Origin of the sequence: Pedosphaera parvula Ellin514 (assembly GCF_000172555.1) — a bacterium.
Taxonomy (GTDB): Bacteria; Verrucomicrobiota; Verrucomicrobiia; order Limisphaerales; family Pedosphaeraceae; genus Pedosphaera.
In genome coordinates this window covers 194,826-215,039 of record NZ_ABOX02000003.1, presented here as the reverse complement: position 1 = coordinate 215,039, position 20,214 = coordinate 194,826, and the positions used below count along the sequence as shown (strand labels likewise).

15 protein-coding genes are annotated in these 20,214 nt (G+C 53.9%); 5 read left to right on the top strand and 10 right to left on the bottom strand.

Going from position 1 to position 20,214, the window contains the following annotated elements; genetic code table 11:
• Window positions 1-5 precede the first annotated feature (5 nt).
• Window positions 6-1,766: an Ig-like domain-containing protein gene (locus CFLAV_RS03325; protein WP_007413201.1), complete on the top strand. Its 1,761-nt coding sequence runs from the start codon at window positions 6-8 to the stop codon at window positions 1,764-1,766.
• A 419-nt stretch (window positions 1,767-2,185) separates the two neighbouring features.
• Here CFLAV_RS03325 and CFLAV_RS03315 read toward each other — a convergent pair whose 3' ends face one another.
• The 6 genes from CFLAV_RS03315 to CFLAV_RS03290 form a co-directional block, all read right to left on the bottom strand.
• Entirely contained in the window at window positions 2,186-2,530 is a 345-nt protein-coding gene (locus tag CFLAV_RS03315; RefSeq protein WP_007413200.1) for a DUF6717 family protein, read from the bottom strand.
• A gap of 15 nt (window positions 2,531-2,545) precedes the next feature.
• Window positions 2,546-5,740 carry a golvesin C-terminal-like domain-containing protein gene (locus CFLAV_RS31740; RefSeq protein WP_007413199.1) on the bottom strand — a complete coding sequence of 1,065 codons (3,195 nt, stop codon included), beginning with the start codon at window positions 5,738-5,740 and terminating at the stop codon, window positions 2,546-2,548.
• A gap of 33 nt (window positions 5,741-5,773) precedes the next feature.
• Complete coding sequence (locus tag CFLAV_RS03305) at window positions 5,774-7,807, bottom strand: beta-N-acetylhexosaminidase (RefSeq protein ID WP_007413198.1); 2,034 nt, start codon at window positions 7,805-7,807, stop codon at window positions 5,774-5,776.
• A 145-nt stretch (window positions 7,808-7,952) separates the two neighbouring features.
• Entirely contained in the window at window positions 7,953-8,543 is a 591-nt protein-coding gene (locus tag CFLAV_RS03300; RefSeq protein ID WP_040546801.1) for a phosphatase PAP2 family protein, read from the bottom strand.
• 163 nt (window positions 8,544-8,706) lie between these two features.
• Window positions 8,707-9,030, bottom strand: a complete 324-nt coding sequence (locus CFLAV_RS03295; protein WP_007413196.1) for a hypothetical protein — start codon at window positions 9,028-9,030, stop codon at window positions 8,707-8,709.
• Entirely contained in the window at window positions 9,027-9,560 is a 534-nt protein-coding gene (locus CFLAV_RS03290; RefSeq protein WP_007413195.1) for an SMI1/KNR4 family protein, read from the bottom strand. The genes CFLAV_RS03295 and CFLAV_RS03290 overlap by 4 nt, the downstream gene beginning before the upstream one ends.
• A 283-nt stretch (window positions 9,561-9,843) precedes the next feature.
• Here CFLAV_RS03290 and CFLAV_RS03285 point away from each other — a divergent pair, with 283 nt between their 5' ends.
• The gene (locus CFLAV_RS03285; RefSeq protein ID WP_007413194.1) at window positions 9,844-10,587 is read left to right on the top strand and encodes an MBL fold metallo-hydrolase; all 744 of its coding nucleotides are present in this window, start codon (window positions 9,844-9,846) and stop codon (window positions 10,585-10,587) included.
• A 90-nt stretch (window positions 10,588-10,677) separates the two neighbouring features.
• On the opposite strand, the gene CFLAV_RS03280 is transcribed toward CFLAV_RS03285, so the two are convergent.
• The 4 genes from CFLAV_RS03280 to CFLAV_RS03265 form a co-directional block, all read right to left on the bottom strand.
• Window positions 10,678-12,084: a sigma-70 family RNA polymerase sigma factor gene (locus tag CFLAV_RS03280; protein WP_007413193.1), complete on the bottom strand. Its 1,407-nt coding sequence runs from the start codon at window positions 12,082-12,084 to the stop codon at window positions 10,678-10,680.
• 75 nt (window positions 12,085-12,159) lie between these two features.
• Window positions 12,160-12,903, bottom strand: coding sequence for a hypothetical protein (locus CFLAV_RS03275; RefSeq protein WP_007413192.1), 744 nt, complete (start codon window positions 12,901-12,903; stop codon window positions 12,160-12,162).
• Between the two features lie 109 nt (window positions 12,904-13,012).
• Window positions 13,013-14,779 (bottom strand): CHASE domain-containing sensor histidine kinase, encoded by a 1,767-nt coding sequence (locus CFLAV_RS31735; protein WP_007413191.1) that lies wholly within the window; start codon window positions 14,777-14,779, stop codon window positions 13,013-13,015.
• A gap of 14 nt (window positions 14,780-14,793) precedes the next feature.
• Window positions 14,794-15,435, bottom strand: a complete 642-nt coding sequence (locus tag CFLAV_RS03265) for a response regulator transcription factor (protein WP_007413190.1) — start codon at window positions 15,433-15,435, stop codon at window positions 14,794-14,796.
• A gap of 268 nt (window positions 15,436-15,703) precedes the next feature.
• Here CFLAV_RS03265 and CFLAV_RS31730 point away from each other — a divergent pair, with 268 nt between their 5' ends.
• From CFLAV_RS31730 to CFLAV_RS34525, 3 genes are read left to right on the top strand one after another with little or no spacing between them, the layout of a single operon-like run.
• Window positions 15,704-18,691 (top strand): Kelch repeat-containing protein, encoded by a 2,988-nt coding sequence (locus CFLAV_RS31730; protein WP_050785613.1) that lies wholly within the window; start codon window positions 15,704-15,706, stop codon window positions 18,689-18,691.
• A gap of 11 nt (window positions 18,692-18,702) precedes the next feature.
• On the top strand, window positions 18,703-19,560 hold the full coding sequence (locus tag CFLAV_RS03255) for a hypothetical protein (protein WP_007413188.1): 858 nt from the start codon (window positions 18,703-18,705) through the stop codon (window positions 19,558-19,560).
• Window positions 19,557-20,018 carry a hypothetical protein gene (locus CFLAV_RS34525; protein WP_007413187.1) on the top strand — a complete coding sequence of 154 codons (462 nt, stop codon included), beginning with the start codon at window positions 19,557-19,559 and terminating at the stop codon, window positions 20,016-20,018. Before CFLAV_RS03255 ends, CFLAV_RS34525 begins: the two co-directional genes overlap by 4 nt.
• Window positions 20,019-20,214 lie beyond the last annotated feature (196 nt).

The window sequence follows — 20,214 nt, the reverse complement described above, 5'->3', positions numbered from 1 at the left end:
ATTTCATGCACCTGAATATAAACCGTGTGCTCTCACGTTTGGTTATGCTTGCTGCAGCTGTCTCGTTGGGCGACCGGCTTTCCGCGCAGCAATTGTTCTTCACCACATCCAGTTCCATTGCGGCAAACGACCGTGTCACGCGGATCAATGTGAGCGGACCAAACAGCGCAGCCATCGTGTATTCGGGAGCGGCAGCATTTAGCAATCCCAATGGTGTGGCGGTGGATGCCGTGGCGGGAAAGATATTTTTTGCGGATGGGAACGGCACGAATTGTATCCGGGCAGCCAATTTGAATGGCACAGGACCGGTGACAAATCTGGTTAACGTGGGTATCAATATTTCAGGTCTGGCATTGGACCCAGGCAATCAAAAAATTTATTTCACCACTTCCAGCAGCATTGCTACGAACGCCCGGGTGATGCGCGTGAATTATGATGGCACGGGTTTGACCACGCTGTATTCAGGACCTGGATCACTGAGTAATCCCAGCGGGATTGCCGTGGATGCGGGTATCGGAAAAATGTTCGTGACCGATGCGAATTCAGTTAAGGAAGCAAATTTGAACGGCACGGGGGCATTGACGAACCTATATACCGCCGGAATTAATGTCACCGGTGTGGCCCTCGATTCGGTTGGGCAGAAAGTCTATCTGACATATGCGTCAGGCGGGAGTCCGGCGAAGATTGGAAGGGTAAACTATAATGGCACTGGTGTAACGGTCTTGTTTACGGCGTCAACGTATCTTGCCAATCCCACGGGGCTGGCCCTGGATGTGGCCGCCGGAAAGATGTACATCGCCGACGGTCTGGGCGGCAATGGGGTTCAAGTGGCCAACCTGGACGGATCTGGCACTCCTGCAAGTTTGTATGCCGCAGGCATCCATGTGTCCGGAGTATCCGCCGTGCAAAACCTGTTGACAATCGCGGGAGCTGTGACGAATCAGGCCACATTGGATACGGCAAGCCTGAGTCCCTTCTCCAATGTCACCATTACAGATTATAATGCCTCCGCATTAACTGTTACGGTCCAGCTTGATAACGTGGCAAAAGGGACATTCACTGCTCTCGGTGGTTTCCTCTCACTCGGCTCCGGGTCTTATAGCTTTTCCGGGACCGGTGCCGCAGTCACCACGGCCATCCGACAAATGGTTTTTAAGCCAGCTCAAGGCCGTGTTGCGCGTGGACTGACTGAGACGTCATTCTTCAAAGTAACCGCCAATGATGGCTCGCTGTTCGTGACGAATACAACCACCACGGTGGTAAGCACGGCTGCAAATCGTCCGCCGGTGGCGAATGCGGATCGGTTTGATCATCCAGCAGGACAACCCATGGCCGTTCCGGTGAGCAGTTTGCTGGCGAATGACACGGATCAGGACGGGGATCCGTTGACTGTGCAATCGGTGGACGCGGCGAGCGCCCTTGGAGTGGCGGTGAGCTTGTCAGGCACCAATGTGCTTTATGGCGCATCGGCCAACCTGGCGACGGATACTTTCCATTATGTGATAAATGATGCGCATGGCGGTACGGCAACGGGGTTGGTGACAATCACGGTTTCCTCGGCCAGTATTTCACTCGCGGGGACGAACAAGGTGCTGAACTTTACCCGGACACCGAATCTTACTTATCGTGTCCAATATAACACCAATCTGCTCACTACGAATTGGACGACCCTGGCCTCGGTAGTCTCCGACGCGGTTGGACACCTCTCATATACAAACCTGGGACCGACAGAGCCAATGCGTTTTTATCGGTCGATAACGCCTTAGCCGGAACGAGATCGGTTGTCGAATTGTAAAAAGCAACAGGGACGGCGCTCTGACTCCATTGTCAAAATCTGTCCGTCCCTGCGTTTTTAGCCCGCGCTGAATGCCAACGCGGACCATCGGGGTCACCCAACTAGCCCCCACCTCCAGGCGGTTTTGGCCAGGATGGTCCTGGTTACGAATCCAAGTGCGTCCGTGATTGGAGGACTTCGGATGTGCTGGTTCAGAGTGAAGAACAGACCTGGCATCCGCCACTCGGATAATTTCTCTTTTTCTTGTAGGAAACGTCCTACATCGATCATTTCGATGGGCAGAAACCCGGCGGTATCAGAGAAGATCAATTGTAGGGAGCAATCGGAACATTCTTCACATCACGAGTGCAGATTATTTTTCATATTCCTCCCACCGCAGGGCAGCATCAGTCATGATTTCGGCTCAGCGCGACCGTAGAGCTCCTTCGGGGCTTCCGTAAAATATTTGAAGAGCACGGGGCAAAGCCAGCCTTCCATCTGATAATCAGGGGACCAATACCAATTGCCGCTATACTCTTCACGCCGCCATTCCAGTTTGACAGTGTAGCCCGGAAACGGTGTTGGCGAAAACAAAAGGCGAAAACCTTTCCCGGCGTTCGGGATGTTCTGAACCAGGCGGTCGATCATGGTATCGATGCCAGCAACGAATGGTTCGCGACGCAGGCCAACATCCGGGTCATCGAACACCCACATGCCTTGATATCTGTAAGGATAAATCACAGAGATGGCATTCATCCTGGTTCCTCCTGATCAGGGGGAAGGACTGACTGTCAGGCGATAAAATGTGTGCGAACCGCTGTGGTTGGTATAAGTGATGAGGCCTTCGCCGTAAGTATTCTGCGTCACAGGCAAGGCTGGAAGGACTGTCCAGACTGGATTGCTCAGGTTGGTGGCGCTTGCGAGTTGATAAGTGCGACCTCCCTCCCACGGACTGAAGGTCACCAGAAATCCGGGATTCATGGGAGAGATATTAAATTCAAGATGTGTATCTGGATCGTTGGGTGCGATGCCGATGAGATAATCCTCGAAGAAGGTCCGACCGTTGGCCGCAAGAGCCGAACCATTTACACCGTTGGTGCCAAAATAGAAAGCCGACCACCAGGCGGGCACGGTTCCATTGGCCGGTGAGTCCTGGTTCGGACGGTAGACCCATCGCACAGCATCGGCGATGACCAGCCTGCCGGTTTCACCAGTGCCGTTGCCGATGCGGACGAAGTTGTTGGTGCCCGAAGCGCAGTATTGGCCCGCCGCCAGCAATCTCCAACCGCCACCATTCGAGGCCTGATTGACCTTGGTCAGTAGCGTTCCGTTGGGAGATGAGGCCAGGAACTGAGCATTGGTCGAACGATTGCTGGCTGCTGAGTACCAAATGTAGATGTCATAGTATCCAGGCACCGAAATTGCGGGAGTAAAGAAAGCCTCAGCAGTGTCCGCACCGGTGGTAGTGGAGGCATATCTGTAGGAATATCCATACTCATCCTGAGCGCCTGAATTCGTCAACCAGTTACCCGAGTAGGAGGCATCGTGACTTTGCACGATGATTTCATTATCGAGAGTGGAGAACGAGCCAACGGCGAAAAATTGGTTCGTGGTGGAAGAACACACTGCCTGGAAGTAATAAAGGGTGTTGGTTGTCAGGCCTGTGACCAGGAAGGAATGGTTGGTGCGCAGGGTTGAATTCAGCGAAGAGAGATTGGCATAAGCGGGCGTGGGACCATACATGATTTGCGAGGTGGTTGGGATGAGAGTGTCCCACTTGATCAGGGCGCTGGTGAACTGCGGAATTACCACGAGATTGTTTATCAATGTGGAAGGCACGGAGCCATCAAAACGAATCGTATTATTATCCGAGTCGGCGACATAAACAATCCCTGCGCTGGTCAAGCTGATGCCTGCGGGATGGGAAAATTCGGCATTGATTCCCGTGCCATCCACGCTACCCGCAGCTCCCGCCAGACCGGCCACAGTGGTTACGACCCAATTGGTTCCCGAAGGGGTAATCTTCCGAATGGCATGGTTGCCGGAGTCGGCGACATAGAGTGCTCCTGATGCATCAACGGAAAGGCTTCGCGGTTGGAAGAAGCGGGCGCTGGTGTTCGTGCCGTCAATGCTTCCCCAGAAGCCAGCCAAGCCGGCCACGGTATTGACGATCCAATTGGTGCCGGAAGGGATCAATTCGCGGATGGTGTGATTCATGTAATCGGCCACGAACACATTCCCCGCGTTATCGACCGCGACTCCCGAAGGCCAGTAGAATCGAGCGTTGCTGTTCGTGCCATCGGAACTGCCGAAGTTTTCAAAGTTGCCAGCCAATGTGGTGACTGCACCGCCGGGAGTAATTTTGCGAATTAGATTGTTAAAGGTGTCGGCAACGAAGACGTTACCTGTGCCATCCACGGCGAGTCCTTGAGGGGCGTAAAATTGTGCATCGGTGTTGGTGCCATTGGCCGTTCCAGAAACTCCAGCCGAGCCAGCGAACGTGGTTGCAGCACCGTCAGGAGTGATTCTACGAATAATGTGATTGAGCGTATCAGCCACATAGATATTTCCCACTCCGTCGACCGTGATCCCTTGAGGACCGGAAAAAAGCGCATTCGTGCCGATGTTATTTACGCTGCCGGGATGTCCGATCGAACCGGCGAGCGTGCACACGAGACCTGAAGGAGAGATTTTGCGGATGGTCTGATTGGCAGTATCCGCTACATAAACATTCGTGGCCGCATCCACTGCAACTGCCTGCGGGAATCTGAAGCGTGCGTCGGAAGAGAGACCATCGGCACTGCCGATGGAGGGTAAACCGGCGAAGGTGGTTACTGATCCGCCAGGGGTGATCGTGCGGATTGTATTGTTGCCAGTATCAGCAATGTAGAGATTGCCGGTGGCGTCCGAGGTGATTCCCTGAGGGTTCCAGAAACTGGCACTGCTGTTCACAGAATCGGCACTGCCGTAGTTTCCGGCCAGTCCGGCCAGAGTTGTGACGGTTCCGTCTGAGGTAATTTTGCGAATCGTGTGATTGCCAGTATCAGCGACATAAACGCAGCCGAAGAGGTCGATGGTGATTCCTTGCGGAGCATAAAAGAGTGCGTTTGCGCCGATGCCATTCGTGGCGCCATAATTGCCTGCCGAACCAGCGAAGGTGGTGACCACTCCACTGGAGGTGATTTTGCGGATGGTTCCGTTGCCGGTGTCGACCACATATAGATTCCCGGAACTATCAACTGTCAATCCCTGAGGTCCACTGAATAAAGCATTGGCGCCAGAGTTATCGAGGTTGCCGTAAACGCCCGCAGATCCAGCCATGGTGTTGACATTGCCAGACGGAGTGATTTTACGGATGGTGTTGTTTCCAGTGTCGGCAACGAAAATGTTGTTGAAGTTGTCGATGGCGATTCCCGTGGGGCGATAAAAGAGGGCATTGGTGCCGAGGTTGTCGGTGCTACCATAATTGCCCGCAGATCCGGCGAAGGTGGTGACATCGCCAGTCGCGGTGATCTTACGGACAGTGTTGTTCCCAGTGTCGGCCACAAGGACGTTGCCGGAGGCGTCCACGGCAATTCCTGCCGGACGGAAAAAAAGAGCGTTCGTTCCGGAACCATCCCGACTGCCATGAGTTCCCAAAGAACCGGCAAGAGTAGTGATGATACCGGTACAAGAAATCTTGCGGATAACATGATTTTCCGTATCGGCAACAAAGACATTGTTTGAAATATCGATGGCAATGGCTTGGGGAGCCTTAAATTGCACACTTGAGGAAATGCCGTTCGCGCTCCCTCGGCCAGCATAGCCGGCGAGCGTGTAAAAGTTCAGTGGCTGCGACCACCCAGTGGACGAAGAGGTCAGCAAAAGAGCACAGGCGAGCGCAGGCAGGACTGCAGTGGGTTTGCTCAGAGCAGGAAAAAGTGATTTCTTCCACATAACTCGGTTTGCCTGATCGATGGCGTTCATTGGATAAAGAAAGAGAAAGTAGGTTTTGGCGATTTAGTTCCAATTGGGAAGATACACATTGCCATGGGAGTCGTTGCCGCCCCACCCAGCGACGTAGGCCCTAATTTTGTAGGTTGCGCCCGGTTTTTTGGCTGGCAAATGAAGGACGTAAATTGGGATGGTCTGGCTGGCTCCTGTGCGTCCGGCATGGGTGTCGCGATCAATTTCGACGCCATTTTCCCACAGGGCAACCCAGGCAATATTGAGAGCATCGGCACCTGAAGTGTACCAGAAGTTCACGTCCACCTCACCCGAAGAAGTGAGGTTGGTGGTGACGGTCCAGCTTAGAGCGATGTAGGAAGTGGTGATCTGCGCGGGAGACCAGGTGCCAATTTGAGTGATGGATTCGCGATCGTAATTGACGTTCATTTGATCCAGCCGCTGCTCATGGATGGCAAGGCGTTGGGTAAAATTGGTATAGTCCTTCAGAGCGGCGGGGGTCCAGGTGACTTCGGCCAGCGCGCAGAGACGGGGGTAGGCGCGGAACTGAGCGTTTTTAAGCGAGGGGACGTACTCGCCCCACAGATTGACTTGTGCACCTAAAATATACGGAACGTATTGGGGTGCCAAACCTGCGGGCACGGGTTCGAAATCATAAACCGACCTTAATGGCAGCAAACCCGACTGACTGAGTGGTTCCACCGAACGATCGGTGGTCTGATAATAGTTAATGTAACAATTGGTGTTTGGCGTCATCACGACATATTGGCCTCCCTCAGCAGTAGTCTTTCCAACGCTGCCGCTGCCGGTGATCCAATCCATCACTGCGGCATTGGTGACGGTGCCGCTGTTTTCGATTTCTGACCAGCCGATCATGGTGCGTCCGTGTGCCTGAAGAAAGCTGGCGATTTGGCGGGAGAACCAACTTTGATATTGAGCGACGGAAGTGAAACCGTTGGTAGCGATGCCGAGTTGCTGCATCTGGGCGACATCGGCAGGAGTCCGGTTCCAGATTGTGGTTGATACTTCGTCGCCGCCGCAATGGATGTATTGACCGGGGAACAGCCCCATAACCTCGGTGAGGACATCCTGCAAGAAGGTGAACGTGCCCGGAGTGCCGGGGCTGTAGACATCAATGCCGTAATTGATTGTGTCCATGTTGAACGGACCGGCGGAGCAACCATACTGCGGATAAGCCGCGAGGCCAGCGCTGGAATGACCGGGCATTTCGATTTCGGGCACGATGGTGATATGCAATTTTTGTGCGTAGGCTACAACCTCGCGAATATCATCCTGAGTGTAGTAGCCTCCATATTGGCCGGCCGAATTGAAGTCGGTGGAGACGCTGGCGCGGGGATTGAGTCCATAATCGATGCCGTTACGCCAGGCACCGACCTGAGTGAGGAGCGGATATTTCAAAATATCTATTCGCCAGCCTTGGTCATCGACGAGATGCCAATGAAAGGTGTTGAGCTTGTGCTGAGCCATCACATCCAGCAGTTGTTTCACTTCCTGCTTGGTGAAGAAATGCCGGACAACGTCAAGCATCCAGCCACGCCAGGCGAAGCGGGGTTGATCCTGAATGTAAACACAAGGAGCAGTCCATTGCACGCCAGCCACAGGATGAGTGGAGAAAATTTGGGGAGGAAGGAGTTGCAGCAGCGACTGGACACCATAAAAAACTCCGGCAGAAGCCGGGGCGCGGATGACGACCGAGTCGGGCGCGACCGTCAGTTCGTAACCTTCGGAGGTAAGATTAGTAAGGGCATTGGCAGTGGTGAGCAGAATGGCGCCTTTGACGGCGGAGGTATCAGCGTTCGTCTGCACTTCAAATTGATAACCTGTGGATTTGAAGAGCAGCGTGGAAAGATACTGACCGGTTTCCAGGGAGGCATTGTCCACGAGGATTTTGGTGAGCGCTCGTCCCGGCAGAGCTTGGTTGTTTTGGGAAGGGCAGAGAGTGAAAAGACCTGTGCGCACCTGCATTTGTTGCGGTTGAGGAACAAGGGCGGGGACAGTGGTGGCTGCGCGGGTAAGGAAGGGAAAAAAACAAAATAGAAGCGCAGCGGCGCGATACTTTAATTTCATGGTAATCCTAAGGAGCTGCAAACGTAGTCAGTTGGCCGGAGGAAAGCAAGATGAGTTTGGTAGCAAAAGGATGAATAATTTTTCATGAATGAACGGAGATTGCCCGAGGGAACCCGGCGAGAGTAAGAGCGGTCCGGCCCCAGGTTCAGTAAATGAGTTTAAAACAGCTGAAGGCGACCCAGCCGAGGAGGGCGCCTGCGGGAAGATCGATAATGTAATGTTGCTTGGTGAAGAGGCAGCTTAAGGCAATCAGAATGGGGAAGGCGAAGGCCCAGGGGCCGAACACAGGAAATAGATGCAGGGCGGTGAGAGTGGCGACAGAAGTGTGCATGCTGGGAAAGCTATTGGAGCGGGCATCGAAGGTTTGCACGAAGGCGAGGAAGCGTTCGGAACGGCCGCGTCGGGCATTGCAGGTGCGCCACTCGATTGGCGTGGCTACGGGAAAGAAAGTAAAGAAGAACATTTGCAGGCCGAGGAGAAACATGAAACTGATGACGACGTAAAGGTAGTGTCGCGGCGAGGTGACGACCCAGTTAATGGCGACAATGACGGGGTAGTAAAGAAAGCTATAAATCCAGACCCAGCGCGGGCGATAGGGGATTCTGTCATCAATGGGGGAGCGGAGTTCGCGTGGCTTGGCAACGTGGTTGCGCTGACACCAGAAGTAGAATTGGTAAACGCCTACGATAAGAAAAACGCTGATGATGAGTTGAATGATGCGGTCAGCAAATTGCATGCGTGTGTAATAACGGAATCGCATGCGAAGGTGTGAATTGATAAAATTTTCAATGGTATTGATTTAAGTGAAGAGAAGTTTGATGGCTCTGCTGGCTGGACGTTGTCGCCAGAAGTTTTACTGCGTCAATGTTTGGGCGGCGGCTCGAGGAGGTATGGGGTTTCTAACTTCCTGGTGCAGAAGTCGAACCCTTGGTGGAAAATGTTGAGACTTTTCCATGCTTTGAGGATGAACAACCCGCCAGTAATCCGCCGGACAACATGAGACAGCCGGGAAGCAGAACGAGACGATTCCGATCCTTTAATTCTAGAGCGAGATTTCGCAATGCCGTCGCTGAATCCTTTCTGCTGATTTGCTCCCCTTCGGGCAGTTTTGATTTCTCGTAATAAACTGTCAGCGTGTATTGATAGGCTGTGAAGTCGAAAAGGACGAGGTAGATAATCCAAATGAATCCGAGAAAAAGGAGTGAGAAACCTAATCGCTTCATAAGTTATGACGGAAGTAACGATAAGTAGCCAAAGCAAAGATTGCGAGGACTATAAAGAGAAGACAGCCGAGATAGCCGCGCTTCATTTCCCGATTTTGGTCGGCTTTCAAATTTTCCGGTGTTCCGTCAGGATTGTAGCCATCGCCTTCAAGGTCTGAACGGAGATCGCGATTAAATTCCTGAAGCCAATCTGTGAAGCGGGCGTGAGATTGGTAACTGGCTTTGCTGTCCAATAAGCCGTGGTCGAGCCACCAAGCTGGAGCATTGGCATCGCGAAGATCAATGGCAATGAGTTCATCTCCACGAGGGTCGCCGATGGCGAAGAAGTGGGGTAGCCACGCTGGACGGAGGTGTGCTCCATTGCGCAGGCCGCGGTTTAGCTTGATGAGGGCTTGCGCATCGTCCCAGAGTTCGTAATCGGTATTGCCAACGAGGGCGGAAATGGGGAATGGAACTACAGCGCGTTTATAGGAATCGGGCAGGGTGATGCCGAGTTCGGATTCGATCAATTGGAGATCAGCTTTGGTCATTTGGTCAGTTCGAAAAGCGATGGATAAATCGAGGCTGGAGGAGGGCACTGCAAAAGGCAAGCAGGAAGGGTGTGAAGATTGATGGCATTAATTGTCCAACCAAGCAAATGAATTGCCGCCTTGTTTGGAAACTCATGCGTGCTATTCTCGAAGGCAAATCCGATCACGTCCGCACGTGAGTTAGATTTCCTTGTTTGCTTTTGTGTGCGAGCGGGGGAACAAATAAAAAGGATAAGAAACCTGATCAGGACCGGAAGCGGTCCAGGTCCTAAAACCAGCTAATATGAGTGCAAATACATTGGTAAATGAGATTGCGCCGGATGTTTATCGCATCTCGCTTTTCGTTCCGGAGATCAACCTTCAATTCAATCACTTCCTCGTGAAGGATGAGGAGCCTCTGCTTTATCACACAGGGATGAGACGGATGTTTCCGGAGATACGCGAGGCGGTGGCTCGTCTGATCAATCCTGCCGATTTGCGCTGGATCAGTTTCAGCCATTTCGAGGTGGATGAGTGCGGGGCACTGAATGAATGGTTGCAAATCGCACCCTCTGCCCAGGCGGCTTGTGGGGTTGTGACGTCGTTGGTAAATCTGGCGGATTTTGCCATCCGGCCTGCGCGTGCCCTGGATAAGAACGAGGTTCTGCAAACTGGCAAATATAAATTTCGGTTTTGTCCCACGCCGCATTTGCCGCATGGCTGGGATGCTGGCGTGATGTTTGAAGAAACGAACCAGACGTTGTTCTGTTCAGATTTGTGTCATCAGGCTGGGGCAGTGGAAGCCGTCACTGAATCGGATATCATTGGCCGTGTTCATCAAAGCATTTCAGAGTATCAAAAGGGGCCTTTGATGGATTACATGCCTTATACGTCACAAACAGAGCGGTTGCTGAATGGCCTCGCGGATTTAGAACCCCGGACGCTTGCCATCATGCATGGATCGAGCTTTGTCGGGGATGGAAGGCGTGCGCTGCGGGATTTGAAAGTGGTGATGCGGGAGACTTTCGGCAGGGCGGAGCGAGATTAGATCGTTTTGCAGGTCGTGGCTGAGTTCGACGAGGCGTTTGGTGTGGCATTCGCGGGAACTTCGTGAAGCAAATCCAATTTTTCCATAGGATCACTTTTGCTCCACGTGGTCCTCGGTATTCGAGACTTTCCATTCATCGTCGATTTTTTTGAGCGAGAGTATGTCGAAGGACTTTTCGGGATAGCCATCAAAGTGAACTTGAAAGATCACCTGGTCATCCGCCACATTCATTCGCTTCAAAACACGGACACCGTTTTGATTTTTTGAAGAATCAACCAATAAGTCCGAAATCTCGGCATCGGTTTTATCCTTGAAATAAAGGTCCATTATCTTCCGTTTAAGTTCGGGAGTGGCGGCATCGAACGCTGTTTTTACGTCACCACGACTCTTGGCCCACATGAACGACTGAATAGTGGCTTCCGGTGTGCCAAAGCCAACGAATGCCCAGGAGTCCTTGGGGAAGTTGGTGGACTCGGAGGATTGGTCTGGTGTGCTGGCGGCGGACCAGGTTCGGACCAGCTTCCCAAGTTCATTCGTTTGATGTCGGAGCCTTCCCGTCTCACTTCGCAGCCTTAGAAGTTCAGACTGGTTGCTATTTAGTCGTCCAATTTCTGCACGCAAGGCCGAGAGTTGGCGTGTCCCTTTTTCGCGATCAAGGGTGAGTTGTCTGTTTTGGTCGGTGAGGGGTTGCAATTGTTGTTGAAGGTTTTGCATCTGGGCACGCAGGGTTGAAGCTTGTTTCGTCTGGTAGATGCTTGTGCTTACAGTGGCGATGAGGGTGGCGGTGAGCAGTGATTTTTGAAGTGTGGTCATAGCGATGGTTTTGGTTGCGGTGGAGATGGCGGCGGTGCCGGCCATTGCTGCGGAGGTTGAAATGATGGTGAACAATCCAGTCGGCGCGGCCTGCACGGCATTGCCAGAAATGAGAACAAGGAGGCTGCCAGCACCGACAGTAACGCCGCGTTTGGCGAAAATTTCGCGGAGGCGTTCGACGGCGCGGTTGACGCGCTTTTGTGCTGCTTCGTCGGTGAGCCCGAGGGTTTGCGCGATTTCGCGGGCGGATTTGCCTTGAAAATAGCGGAACAAAAGTATGTCCCGGTCGGTTTCACTTAGTTCGCCCAGTGCGGCGTCCAGGTGAGGGGCGACAGACTCCCAGGTGGCGTCGGTTTCGTTGGAAAGCTGTTCGTTCATGGCAGCAGATTTCTCTTCCCTGGCGCGACGGCGGACCTCGGCGCGAACTGCATTGGCGGCCAGGTTTTGCGAAGTGCGATGCAGCCAGCCGGCCAGAACCGGGTGTTTGGTGAGTTGTTCGGCATTTTGCGCCAGAGCCACGAAGGCACCCTGGGTTATGTCCTCGGCCAGATGACGATCGCGAACCATGCGCAGGGCCGCGGAATAGACGAAATCAATGTGCCGTCGCACGAGTTCGGCAAAGGCTGCTTCTGACCGGGAGCCGGCGTAGTCGCGCAGTAGTTGTTGATCCGTCAAACTGTTCATTCATGAGAGAGTAACCGCCGGTGCAAAAATCGGACAGGGAAAGGAACAGATGAAAGGAGCAAGCGAACCGGCAGCTTACAGATTGACCCTGGCCCAAGCGATGAGTAGCTCATTGCGGTCGGAGTTCCACGCTTGTTGATAGAGTTTGCGGCTGATGTCGAGCCAGGCGGCATCTTGAACATTCTCCTTGCCGCCAGCTTGTTGGTATTCCTCACGGGTGGTGCCTTGGATGCGTGCGTATTTGCCGACCCAGGTAACGTCGGCCTTGGTGGCTTGAAGGGCTTTGTTCATTTGGTCCGGGGATGATTGTTTTTCACTGCGATGATCAACGCCATTCACTTTCACGGTGACGCCGTCCATAAAACAATAGACTTCGTGGATGCCATTGGCGGGAAGGATGTCTTCGTAAACGATGCCGCGAACAGGGAACTGACCGCCGGATTGGGAGATAATGCGGTCGGTAAGCTTTTTGGTGAGATTCGTATCCGCCGAGCCTTTGACCTCAAAGCAGGCGGTCACGATCCAGCGGGCGAGTAGTTGGGCATCGGGATTAAGCATGATGACACTGACAGTTTTATTGGTGCCGGTGGCCTTGTCGTTGAGAGTGTAGGTGTATTTGATGGTGGGAAAATTTTCCCAGCCCGGCACGGTGACTTTTTGTGGATTGGCTTCCATGTAGCGGGAGCGGGCGAGACGGGGGGCGAGTTCCTGGGCAAGGCGGTCGATGATGAGTTTACGATCGACGGTATTGCTGTCAGACCTGACATCCGCAGCCAAAGCAGTGGAGAGGCAGAGCCAAAGCAAGAGCAACTGTTTCATCAGGCTATTATTTAGCGGATAGGCGGATTAGGAGCGATGAAAACATGGCATTCGGTATAAATTTCAGTCGGGATGTGAAACGCCAGAGACGATGAGAATCAAAAATAATTTATGTAAACAGAGGCAGTTTTACCTTGAAAGCCGTACCCATACCCTCAGTGCTTACGAAAGTTAATTCTCCAGCTTGCAATTCAACGCACCGCTTGACGATGACGAGACCCAAACCTGTTCCGGTTGTGCCGCCGACATTGGAGCCGCGACGGAACGCCTGAAAAAGGTGGGGCAGATCAGCGCGAGGAATGCCGATGCCGGAATCCCGCACCACGAAGACGGCATGATTGTTTTCCCGCACCACGCTAAAGTGGACCGGATGGCCTCCGGTCGAGTATTTGACAGCATTGGAAAGCAGGTTCGTAAAAATGTGGCGTAAGGTGTTTTCGTCGGTTGCGACCTGACCTTCGAGATTGGCAATCGAAAGTTCAATCGGACACTTGCGATTGGTGGCAGCGAGAAGTTCGTTGGTTAGCCGACGGCAAAAGTCTGTCAGGTCGAGGACCTGCGGTGTGCAATCCAGTTTGCCTGAGTCCACCCGGCCCAGCAGGAGCACTTCCTCCATGAGATTAGTCATTCGTCTGGTTGCCCTCGCAATGTCCTGCAAGTGCGCGTTGCGTCGTTCGGCCTTAAGGCGGTCGAAATAGCTCTCCAATACTTCCGCCGCAGATTGGATGATGCCGAGCGGAGTGCGAAATTCATGTGAAACCAAACTTACGAAATCTGTTTTGAGGCGAACCAGTTCCTTCTCCTGTTCCAAGGCGTGGCGCAACTCTTCCTCCGAAGCGCGCAAGCGGGTCTGGCTCTCAACCAGTTCGGCGGTGCGTAGGGTAATGCGGCGTTCGAGTTCGGCATTGAATCCCAAAATTGCCGCATCGCGCACGCGTAATTCAAGGATGGCCGTTTCGGCTTCCACCCGGCGGCGCGCTTGAATCCATACTATGCTGGTGAGCAACATGCTCATGGTTAACCCGCAGATTAAGACCACGGTGGGAAATATCATCCGTGTGCCGGCGTAGAAGGAAGGCGAGGGGATGATATCCAACCGCCATTCACCTCCGGAGATGCTCAGAGTGGCCGTGCGTGCCATCGTCCCCCTGGTCACACGCGGGGCACCTTGGGAAACCAGCGTCACGATCAACGGAAGGTTGGTGAGTCCGCCCATGACTCCGCGGAGCAACTGTGATTGATCGATCGAAACGAACACCACTCCGCGCAAATTGGATTTGCGCTCTTCTGGCTTAAGCAAACCTGGCGGGCTTTTCCAAAACGGATGATATTGAACCACGCCCGGGTGAATTGGCATGTTCGTATCAGTCAAGCTTGCAACGTCGCCTGCCCTTTGTCCCGGAAAGTCCATGATTTTTTCGAAAACAGCCCGTCGCGCGGCTTCGCTCAAAAGGTCAAAGCCGCGGACGTGAAGACTGTTTGGACCGCGACTTTCGCTCAGCTTAACCAACAACGAGTCATTTCCAGAAGAGTTGGTGGTGTAAAGAGCTACTCCGATGTCCATGAAACCCGGGTGGCGTCTTTGCCAATGCACAGATTTGAGAAAGTTGGTGATGCGCTGGTCGGAAATGGTGGAGTCATGGCGGAGGAGTTCGCTCAGGATTTGCGCATCATCAAATTCGAGGCCAATGGCACGCTGGATGGAGTTGCAAGCGATTGAGCTTAGGGAATCGAAATGTAGTGCCAGTTCGCGTTCGGTATTATGGCGCACTTGAATCCAGGCCGCGACGGAGAGACTCAGCGTAAGGATGCAAACAATCCACGGCATCAGCATGGGGCCGGAGAATGATTGGCGAATCCTGGTAGGCGCGCGCATGAGAACAAATGCAATTATCGCTCCGAGCCCATCGATTCAAGCGCCCGAAGCATGGCAGCATTGCGGCTTTGCACTCCAAGCGTATCGAAAATACCCGCCATATGGCGTTTCACCGTGAACTCACTGAGTCCCAGAATATCTGCGATGTCGCCGTTGGATTTCCCTTGAGCCACCCACAATAGCACTTCTGCCTCGCGGCGGGAGAGTCCGAGGTTTGCGAAAATTGCGGGCGAGCTGAAATCAGGCTTAAATTCTCCACGCTTCCCGTCCAACCGTCGTTTCTGTACCTCGGCACGCTGTAATCGCGAAGAGATGGCAGCGAGTAAGTCCGATTTGGCGACTGGTTTGGTTAGGTAATCATCCGCGCCCAAGTTCATGCCTGTACGCGCATCTTGTTTATCAGCGCGGGCGGTTAAAAAGATGAACGGGAGATGCGCCGTGCGGTTATCGGCGCGGAGCACCTGCAATAATCCATGGCCGTCCATGCCCGGCATCATGACGTCACAAAGTATCAGGTCGGGCCTGGCCGCGAGCGCCAATTCGAGACCCATGCGACCATCCTCAGCCAGCAACACTTCGAAGCCTTCCATTTCCAGAGTCGTTTCCAAGCTTCGCCGCATTTCCGGCTGATCTTCGATAACCAAAATCTTCTTCACGGAAAGTTCACGACCAGCCTAGGCTGGTGTGGGGCAAGTGCAAGACTATTGCTGGAAACTGGTTCTAAAGTGCCAGTGGTGGGCGTAAATTGGTTCCTTCAGCCCATTGGTGAGAAGAGGGGTGTCGGGTAGTGATGCAGGCGTGAAATTCAAACTATTTTGCCGCGTTGTTGTATCGAGACTCTCAGCCCGAGAACTTATATGGCGAAGAATTCGCGCATTCCCTGGCGCAGCGTCGCTCGTTGTTTTAGCAACATGCCTGATCTCGTTGAACGCGAACGCGCAGAGTAGCGGCTTCACTTATCAAGGCAGACTGACTTATAGCAATGCGCCAGCAGACGGGGTCTTCAGCATCATCGGCACACTTTACAGTGCCGATGCGGACGGGGTGGGCGGCGTGGTGCCACCGGTTACGAATCTCACGGTACGAGCAGTTGCCGGTTTGTTCACTACGCGATTTGATTTCGATCCGCATGCCTTCAATGGCAGCCCTCTCTATCTTGAGCTCCAGGTGGCTCCCGTTGGTGGCAGCAATTACACAACATTGACGCCAAGGCAGCTTATCACCAGCGCGCCGTATGCATGGCGCGCAACACTGGCGACGAGTGCTGACAGCGCGCAGACAGCCAACGTGGCCCAAGGGGTTGTGAATGGCGGCGTTGGCAGCAATGCACTTGCCATTGGTGCGGTGGACACCACAAAGCTGGCTGACGGTTCCGTGACGCCACAGAAAATTCAAGATGGTTCGGTGACGACGCCGAAGCTCGCCAATGGTTCCGTGTCGACGCCGAAAATCGAAGATGATTCGGTGACGACTCCAAAAATTGTAGATGGCTCCGTGACAACGCCGAAAATTGCAGATGGTTCGGTTACCAGTGCGAAGCTCGCGCCGGGAGCAGTCGGGGCGGCAAATATTGCTGCCGGTGCAGTGACAGCGACTCAGTTGAGCACTGGTGCAGCCGCAGCCAACCTGCTGGCCAGCGGCCAAAGCGGAGTGGCTTCGGGTGGCGTCGTGTTGTCAGCGGAATTAAATGCCACCAATCTTATCAATGCGGGCTACGTGAAGATCGGACGCGTGGACCTGATTTCGGAAAGCTGGACGAATCTTGCCACTGGGCCGACCAACACGGGAACATATAGTCCGGCACGCGACGGGCACACCGCGGTTTGGACCGGCAGCGAAATGATTATCTGGGGTGGAGACAACGGTTCGCTCCGCAATGACGGTGCCCGTTACAACCCGGCAGCAGATTCGTGGACGGTATTAAGCCAGATCGGCTCACCTTCGGCACGAGCCAGCCATACGGCGGTCTGGTCTGGAACCGAGATGATCATCTGGGGCGGCGACATGACACAGAATACAGGCGCACGTTATAAACCCGCCACCGATTCGTGGCAGCCCGTTTCCACGATCAACGCGCCCAGCGCACGCTACTATCACGGGGCTGTGTGGACCGGAAGCCAGATGGTTATCTGGGGTGGAACGGATGCCTCATCCAACGTGAACACCGGTGGGCGGTATAATCCAGTCAACGACACATGGCTGACTACCACCACGGTGAACGCTCCAGTTGCGCGTTACGGACCCACGGTGGTTTGGGCATCGGGCCCGAACGTGATGATCGTCTGGGGCGGCGAACTGAATACGGGCAGCAAATACAATCCCAGCACCGATTCCTGGACGGCGATGACGGCGAACAATGCGCCGACAGCGCGATATGATAATTCAGCAGTATGGACTGGCAGCCAGATGATCATTTGGGGCGGTATAAACAATAATTCTGACTATTTGAAGGACGGCGGGGTCTACAATGCCACCGCGAATACCTGGAGCACCATGGCCACAAATACTCTTCTTTCTGCCCGGGTGGGCCATTCGGCCGTTTGGACCGGAACCCGCATGCTCATTTGGGGGGGCGGTTTTTCCGGGTACGATCCTTTTTCCAATCAGTCCTACGGCTATACGTATCAGGATGGCGCCATTTACAATCCCACAGCCAATACCTGGAGTGCCATGAGTACGAATGGAGTGCCTGTGGATCGCAGTTCGCACACCGCCATTTGGACAGGATCGGAAATGATCGTTTGGGGCGGGTACAGTTACCAGGGTACCTCGAGCGGTGGCTATACGGAAATTGGGGGGCGCTATCAGGCTTCTACCGATACGTGGAGCGCGATGTCAACGTTCCAAGCTGCCGCAGAACCAGGCACGCGGCAAAGTGCCAGCGCGATCTGGACCGGCACGGAAATGATTGTATGGGGAGGCGAAAACTCCGGCATCAATTTGCATACCGGAGCGCGGTTTGACCCGATAGCGAACGTTTGGAAATTCACATCGGTATCGAATGCTCCCAGCGGGCGCATCAATCACAGCGCGATCTGGACCGGCACGGAAATGATTATCTGGGGTGGTTATGATGTGCAGGCGGTAAAAACCGGAGCGCGGTATAATCCGGCGCTGGACCAATGGCAGACGGTGGCTACCAACAATGCACCACCCGCGCGCGGCTTGCATGGAGCAGTGTGGACCGGGAGCGAAATGCTGGTGTGGGGAGGGTACGGCGCGACACTTGGCACGTATCCCAATCTGGGTGGTCGCTACAATCCGGCCAGCAATTCGTGGACTTTGATAAGTACCACCGGTGTGCCGACGGCTCGCGCCGCTTGCACGGCGGTTTGGACCGGCAAGGAAATGATTGTTTGGGGTGGATACAACGGTTCATTTTTCTCGCCCAACTATCAGAATACAGGTTCGCGGTACCAGCCGACTAATGACACATGGACCGCGCTGCCGACGGTTGGGGCGCCAGCCAATCGTACTGGCCATACGGCAGTTTGGACGGGCAAGGAAATGATTGTCTGGGGCGGTGTCAATGCGACCACCAACCTCGCGTTGGGCGGACGCTTTGATCCCGCGGCGAACAGTTGGAAGACCATGGCTCCTTTCCCATATGGCGGACGCAGCCAGCATTCCGCAATCTGGACCAGCTCGGAAATGATTGTCTGGGGTGGCCTGGATACTTTTGATACCGGTGGCAGTCCTTATGAGAAATTTTCAGGGCGCTATGATCCGGCGAAGGACAGGTGGGCGGTGATGATCTGGGATGCTTCGGCGCCGCCGGTGCGGGGCAATCACGTGGCAGTGTGGACCGGTTCCGACATGCTGGTCTGGGGTGGCTACAATGGCACGGCCTATCTCAATACGACCTATCGCTATACACCGCCGCAAACAATGTACCTCTACCTCAAACCGTGAGGAGGTCGTTTATGATGCGAATTGCGCGATTCGAAACACGCTTACTTGTTTGTCTTGGGCTGATGGGATTGAGTTGGCGGCTCGGATGCTGCTCGTTACACGCCGATGACTTCAACGACTTGCTGGCGGACCGCACGGCGATTGAGCGGGTTTATTATAATCATCGCACCGGGACGAAACCTCCATTTGAGGAAGTAGTGCCAGTGGAACAGCTTCGTCGGTTGGTGGAGCGGGATGCTGACCGCGAGGCGGCTTTGAAGACCTACTTCCACATCGAAGTTACCACCGTACAGGTAAACTCGGAGGTATCGCGAATTAATCAAAGCACCCGTGCGCCAGAAGTCCTGGGGGAGATCAAGGCGGCGCTTGGGAGTGATACGAATCGATTTGCCCGCAGTTTTGCCCGTCCCATTGTCGTCGAGCGGGAGTTGCGCGAACGGTTTGAAAATGACGACAAACTTCATGCTCAAGTGCGAAAAGAAGCTGATGCTCTACGTACAAAGTTGCTGGCAATGCGCTCCGGTGCACAAGGTTTATCCACCCAGCTAAAACGGCTGGAGGAATCCTCCGTGGGGTCGGTGGGGGAACATACCTGGGAGTTTGTTCAAACAACGGCAGCCCAAAATGAAACCAGCCCGACGAAGGCGACCCGCTTCAGTGAATTACCGCTTCAGTTGCAAAAAGTGTTAAAGACTCAATTGCGAAGTGCCGGGGATGTGAGCGCCGTTATCGAAACGCCCTCCGGCTTTCTGATTTACCTGGCTAAGGAGCGGACTGATGCCACGCTGACGGTGGCATCAGTGAGCTTTCCGAAGCTCGATTGCGACGCCTGGCTGGCTCAACAATCCTTGTCCTCAACGAAACCATGAAATTAATTCTTCAGCGAATCCGTCTCGTGCAGCTTGTTGCTGTATTCGGAATAAGTGTGCAAGGACTTGCCAGCGCTCAGAGTTACAACATGGATTGGTTTACCGTGGACGGCGGCGGCGGAACCAGCAGTGGCGGGGCGTTTTCCATCAACGGCACTGTCGGGCAGCCCGATGCTGGAGTCCTCTCCGGCGGCGGCTATACGGTTGAAGGTGGTTATTGGAGCGGTGTTTCCATCATCCAAAATACCAATGCACCGATCCTTAACATCCGGCTTGCCGGCAGCAATGCAATCCTTTCGTGGCCCGTGGGGATAAGCGGGTTTTCACTGGAAGAGACTGGGGCACCTGACAGTGGACTTTGGTCGCCAACATCACAAGCAGTTTTGGACACAGACACAACGCATACCGTCACCGTGCCAGCAGTTAATATTATCAAGTGTTATCGACTGAAAAAATGAGGCCTCCGCATGGCTTTTTTCGGTGGGCACAAAACACGAAGTGGATTTAATGGCTGACACGAAGGTTCGTAAAACAGCGGTTTGGGCAGTGGCTGCGCTGGGGACGATTCTGAATTCTGCCAGTGTAAACATCCATATGCTTGCGTTTCAGCCGCTTTGGTTGGGCCAGAGCGAAGAAAATGGCTGGGCTGATCCC

Coding starts and splice junctions, on each gene's coding strand:
- CFLAV_RS03290 (WP_007413195.1), bottom strand. CDS start 9,560: ATGACCAAAGCTGATCTCCAATTGATCGAATCCGAACTCGGCATCACC.
- CFLAV_RS03275 (WP_007413192.1), bottom strand. CDS start 12,903: ATGAAACAGTTGCTCTTGCTTTGGCTCTGCCTCTCCACTGCTTTGGCT.
- CFLAV_RS31740 (WP_007413199.1), bottom strand. CDS start 5,740: ATGAACGCCATCGATCAGGCAAACCGAGTTATGTGGAAGAAATCACTT.
- CFLAV_RS03285 (WP_007413194.1), top strand. CDS start 9,844: ATGAGTGCAAATACATTGGTAAATGAGATTGCGCCGGATGTTTATCGC.
- CFLAV_RS03315 (WP_007413200.1), bottom strand. CDS start 2,530: ATGAATGCCATCTCTGTGATTTATCCTTACAGATATCAAGGCATGTGG.
- CFLAV_RS03300 (WP_040546801.1), bottom strand. CDS start 8,543: ATGCAATTTGCTGACCGCATCATTCAACTCATCATCAGCGTTTTTCTT.
- CFLAV_RS03280 (WP_007413193.1), bottom strand. CDS start 12,084: ATGAACAGTTTGACGGATCAACAACTACTGCGCGACTACGCCGGCTCC.
- CFLAV_RS03305 (WP_007413198.1), bottom strand. CDS start 7,807: ATGAAATTAAAGTATCGCGCCGCTGCGCTTCTATTTTGTTTTTTTCCC.
- CFLAV_RS34525 (WP_007413187.1), top strand. CDS start 19,557: ATGAAATTAATTCTTCAGCGAATCCGTCTCGTGCAGCTTGTTGCTGTA.
- CFLAV_RS03255 (WP_007413188.1), top strand. CDS start 18,703: ATGATGCGAATTGCGCGATTCGAAACACGCTTACTTGTTTGTCTTGGG.
- CFLAV_RS03325 (WP_007413201.1), top strand. CDS start 6: ATGCACCTGAATATAAACCGTGTGCTCTCACGTTTGGTTATGCTTGCT.
- CFLAV_RS31735 (WP_007413191.1), bottom strand. CDS start 14,779: ATGCGCGCGCCTACCAGGATTCGCCAATCATTCTCCGGCCCCATGCTG.
- CFLAV_RS03295 (WP_007413196.1), bottom strand. CDS start 9,030: ATGAAGCGATTAGGTTTCTCACTCCTTTTTCTCGGATTCATTTGGATT.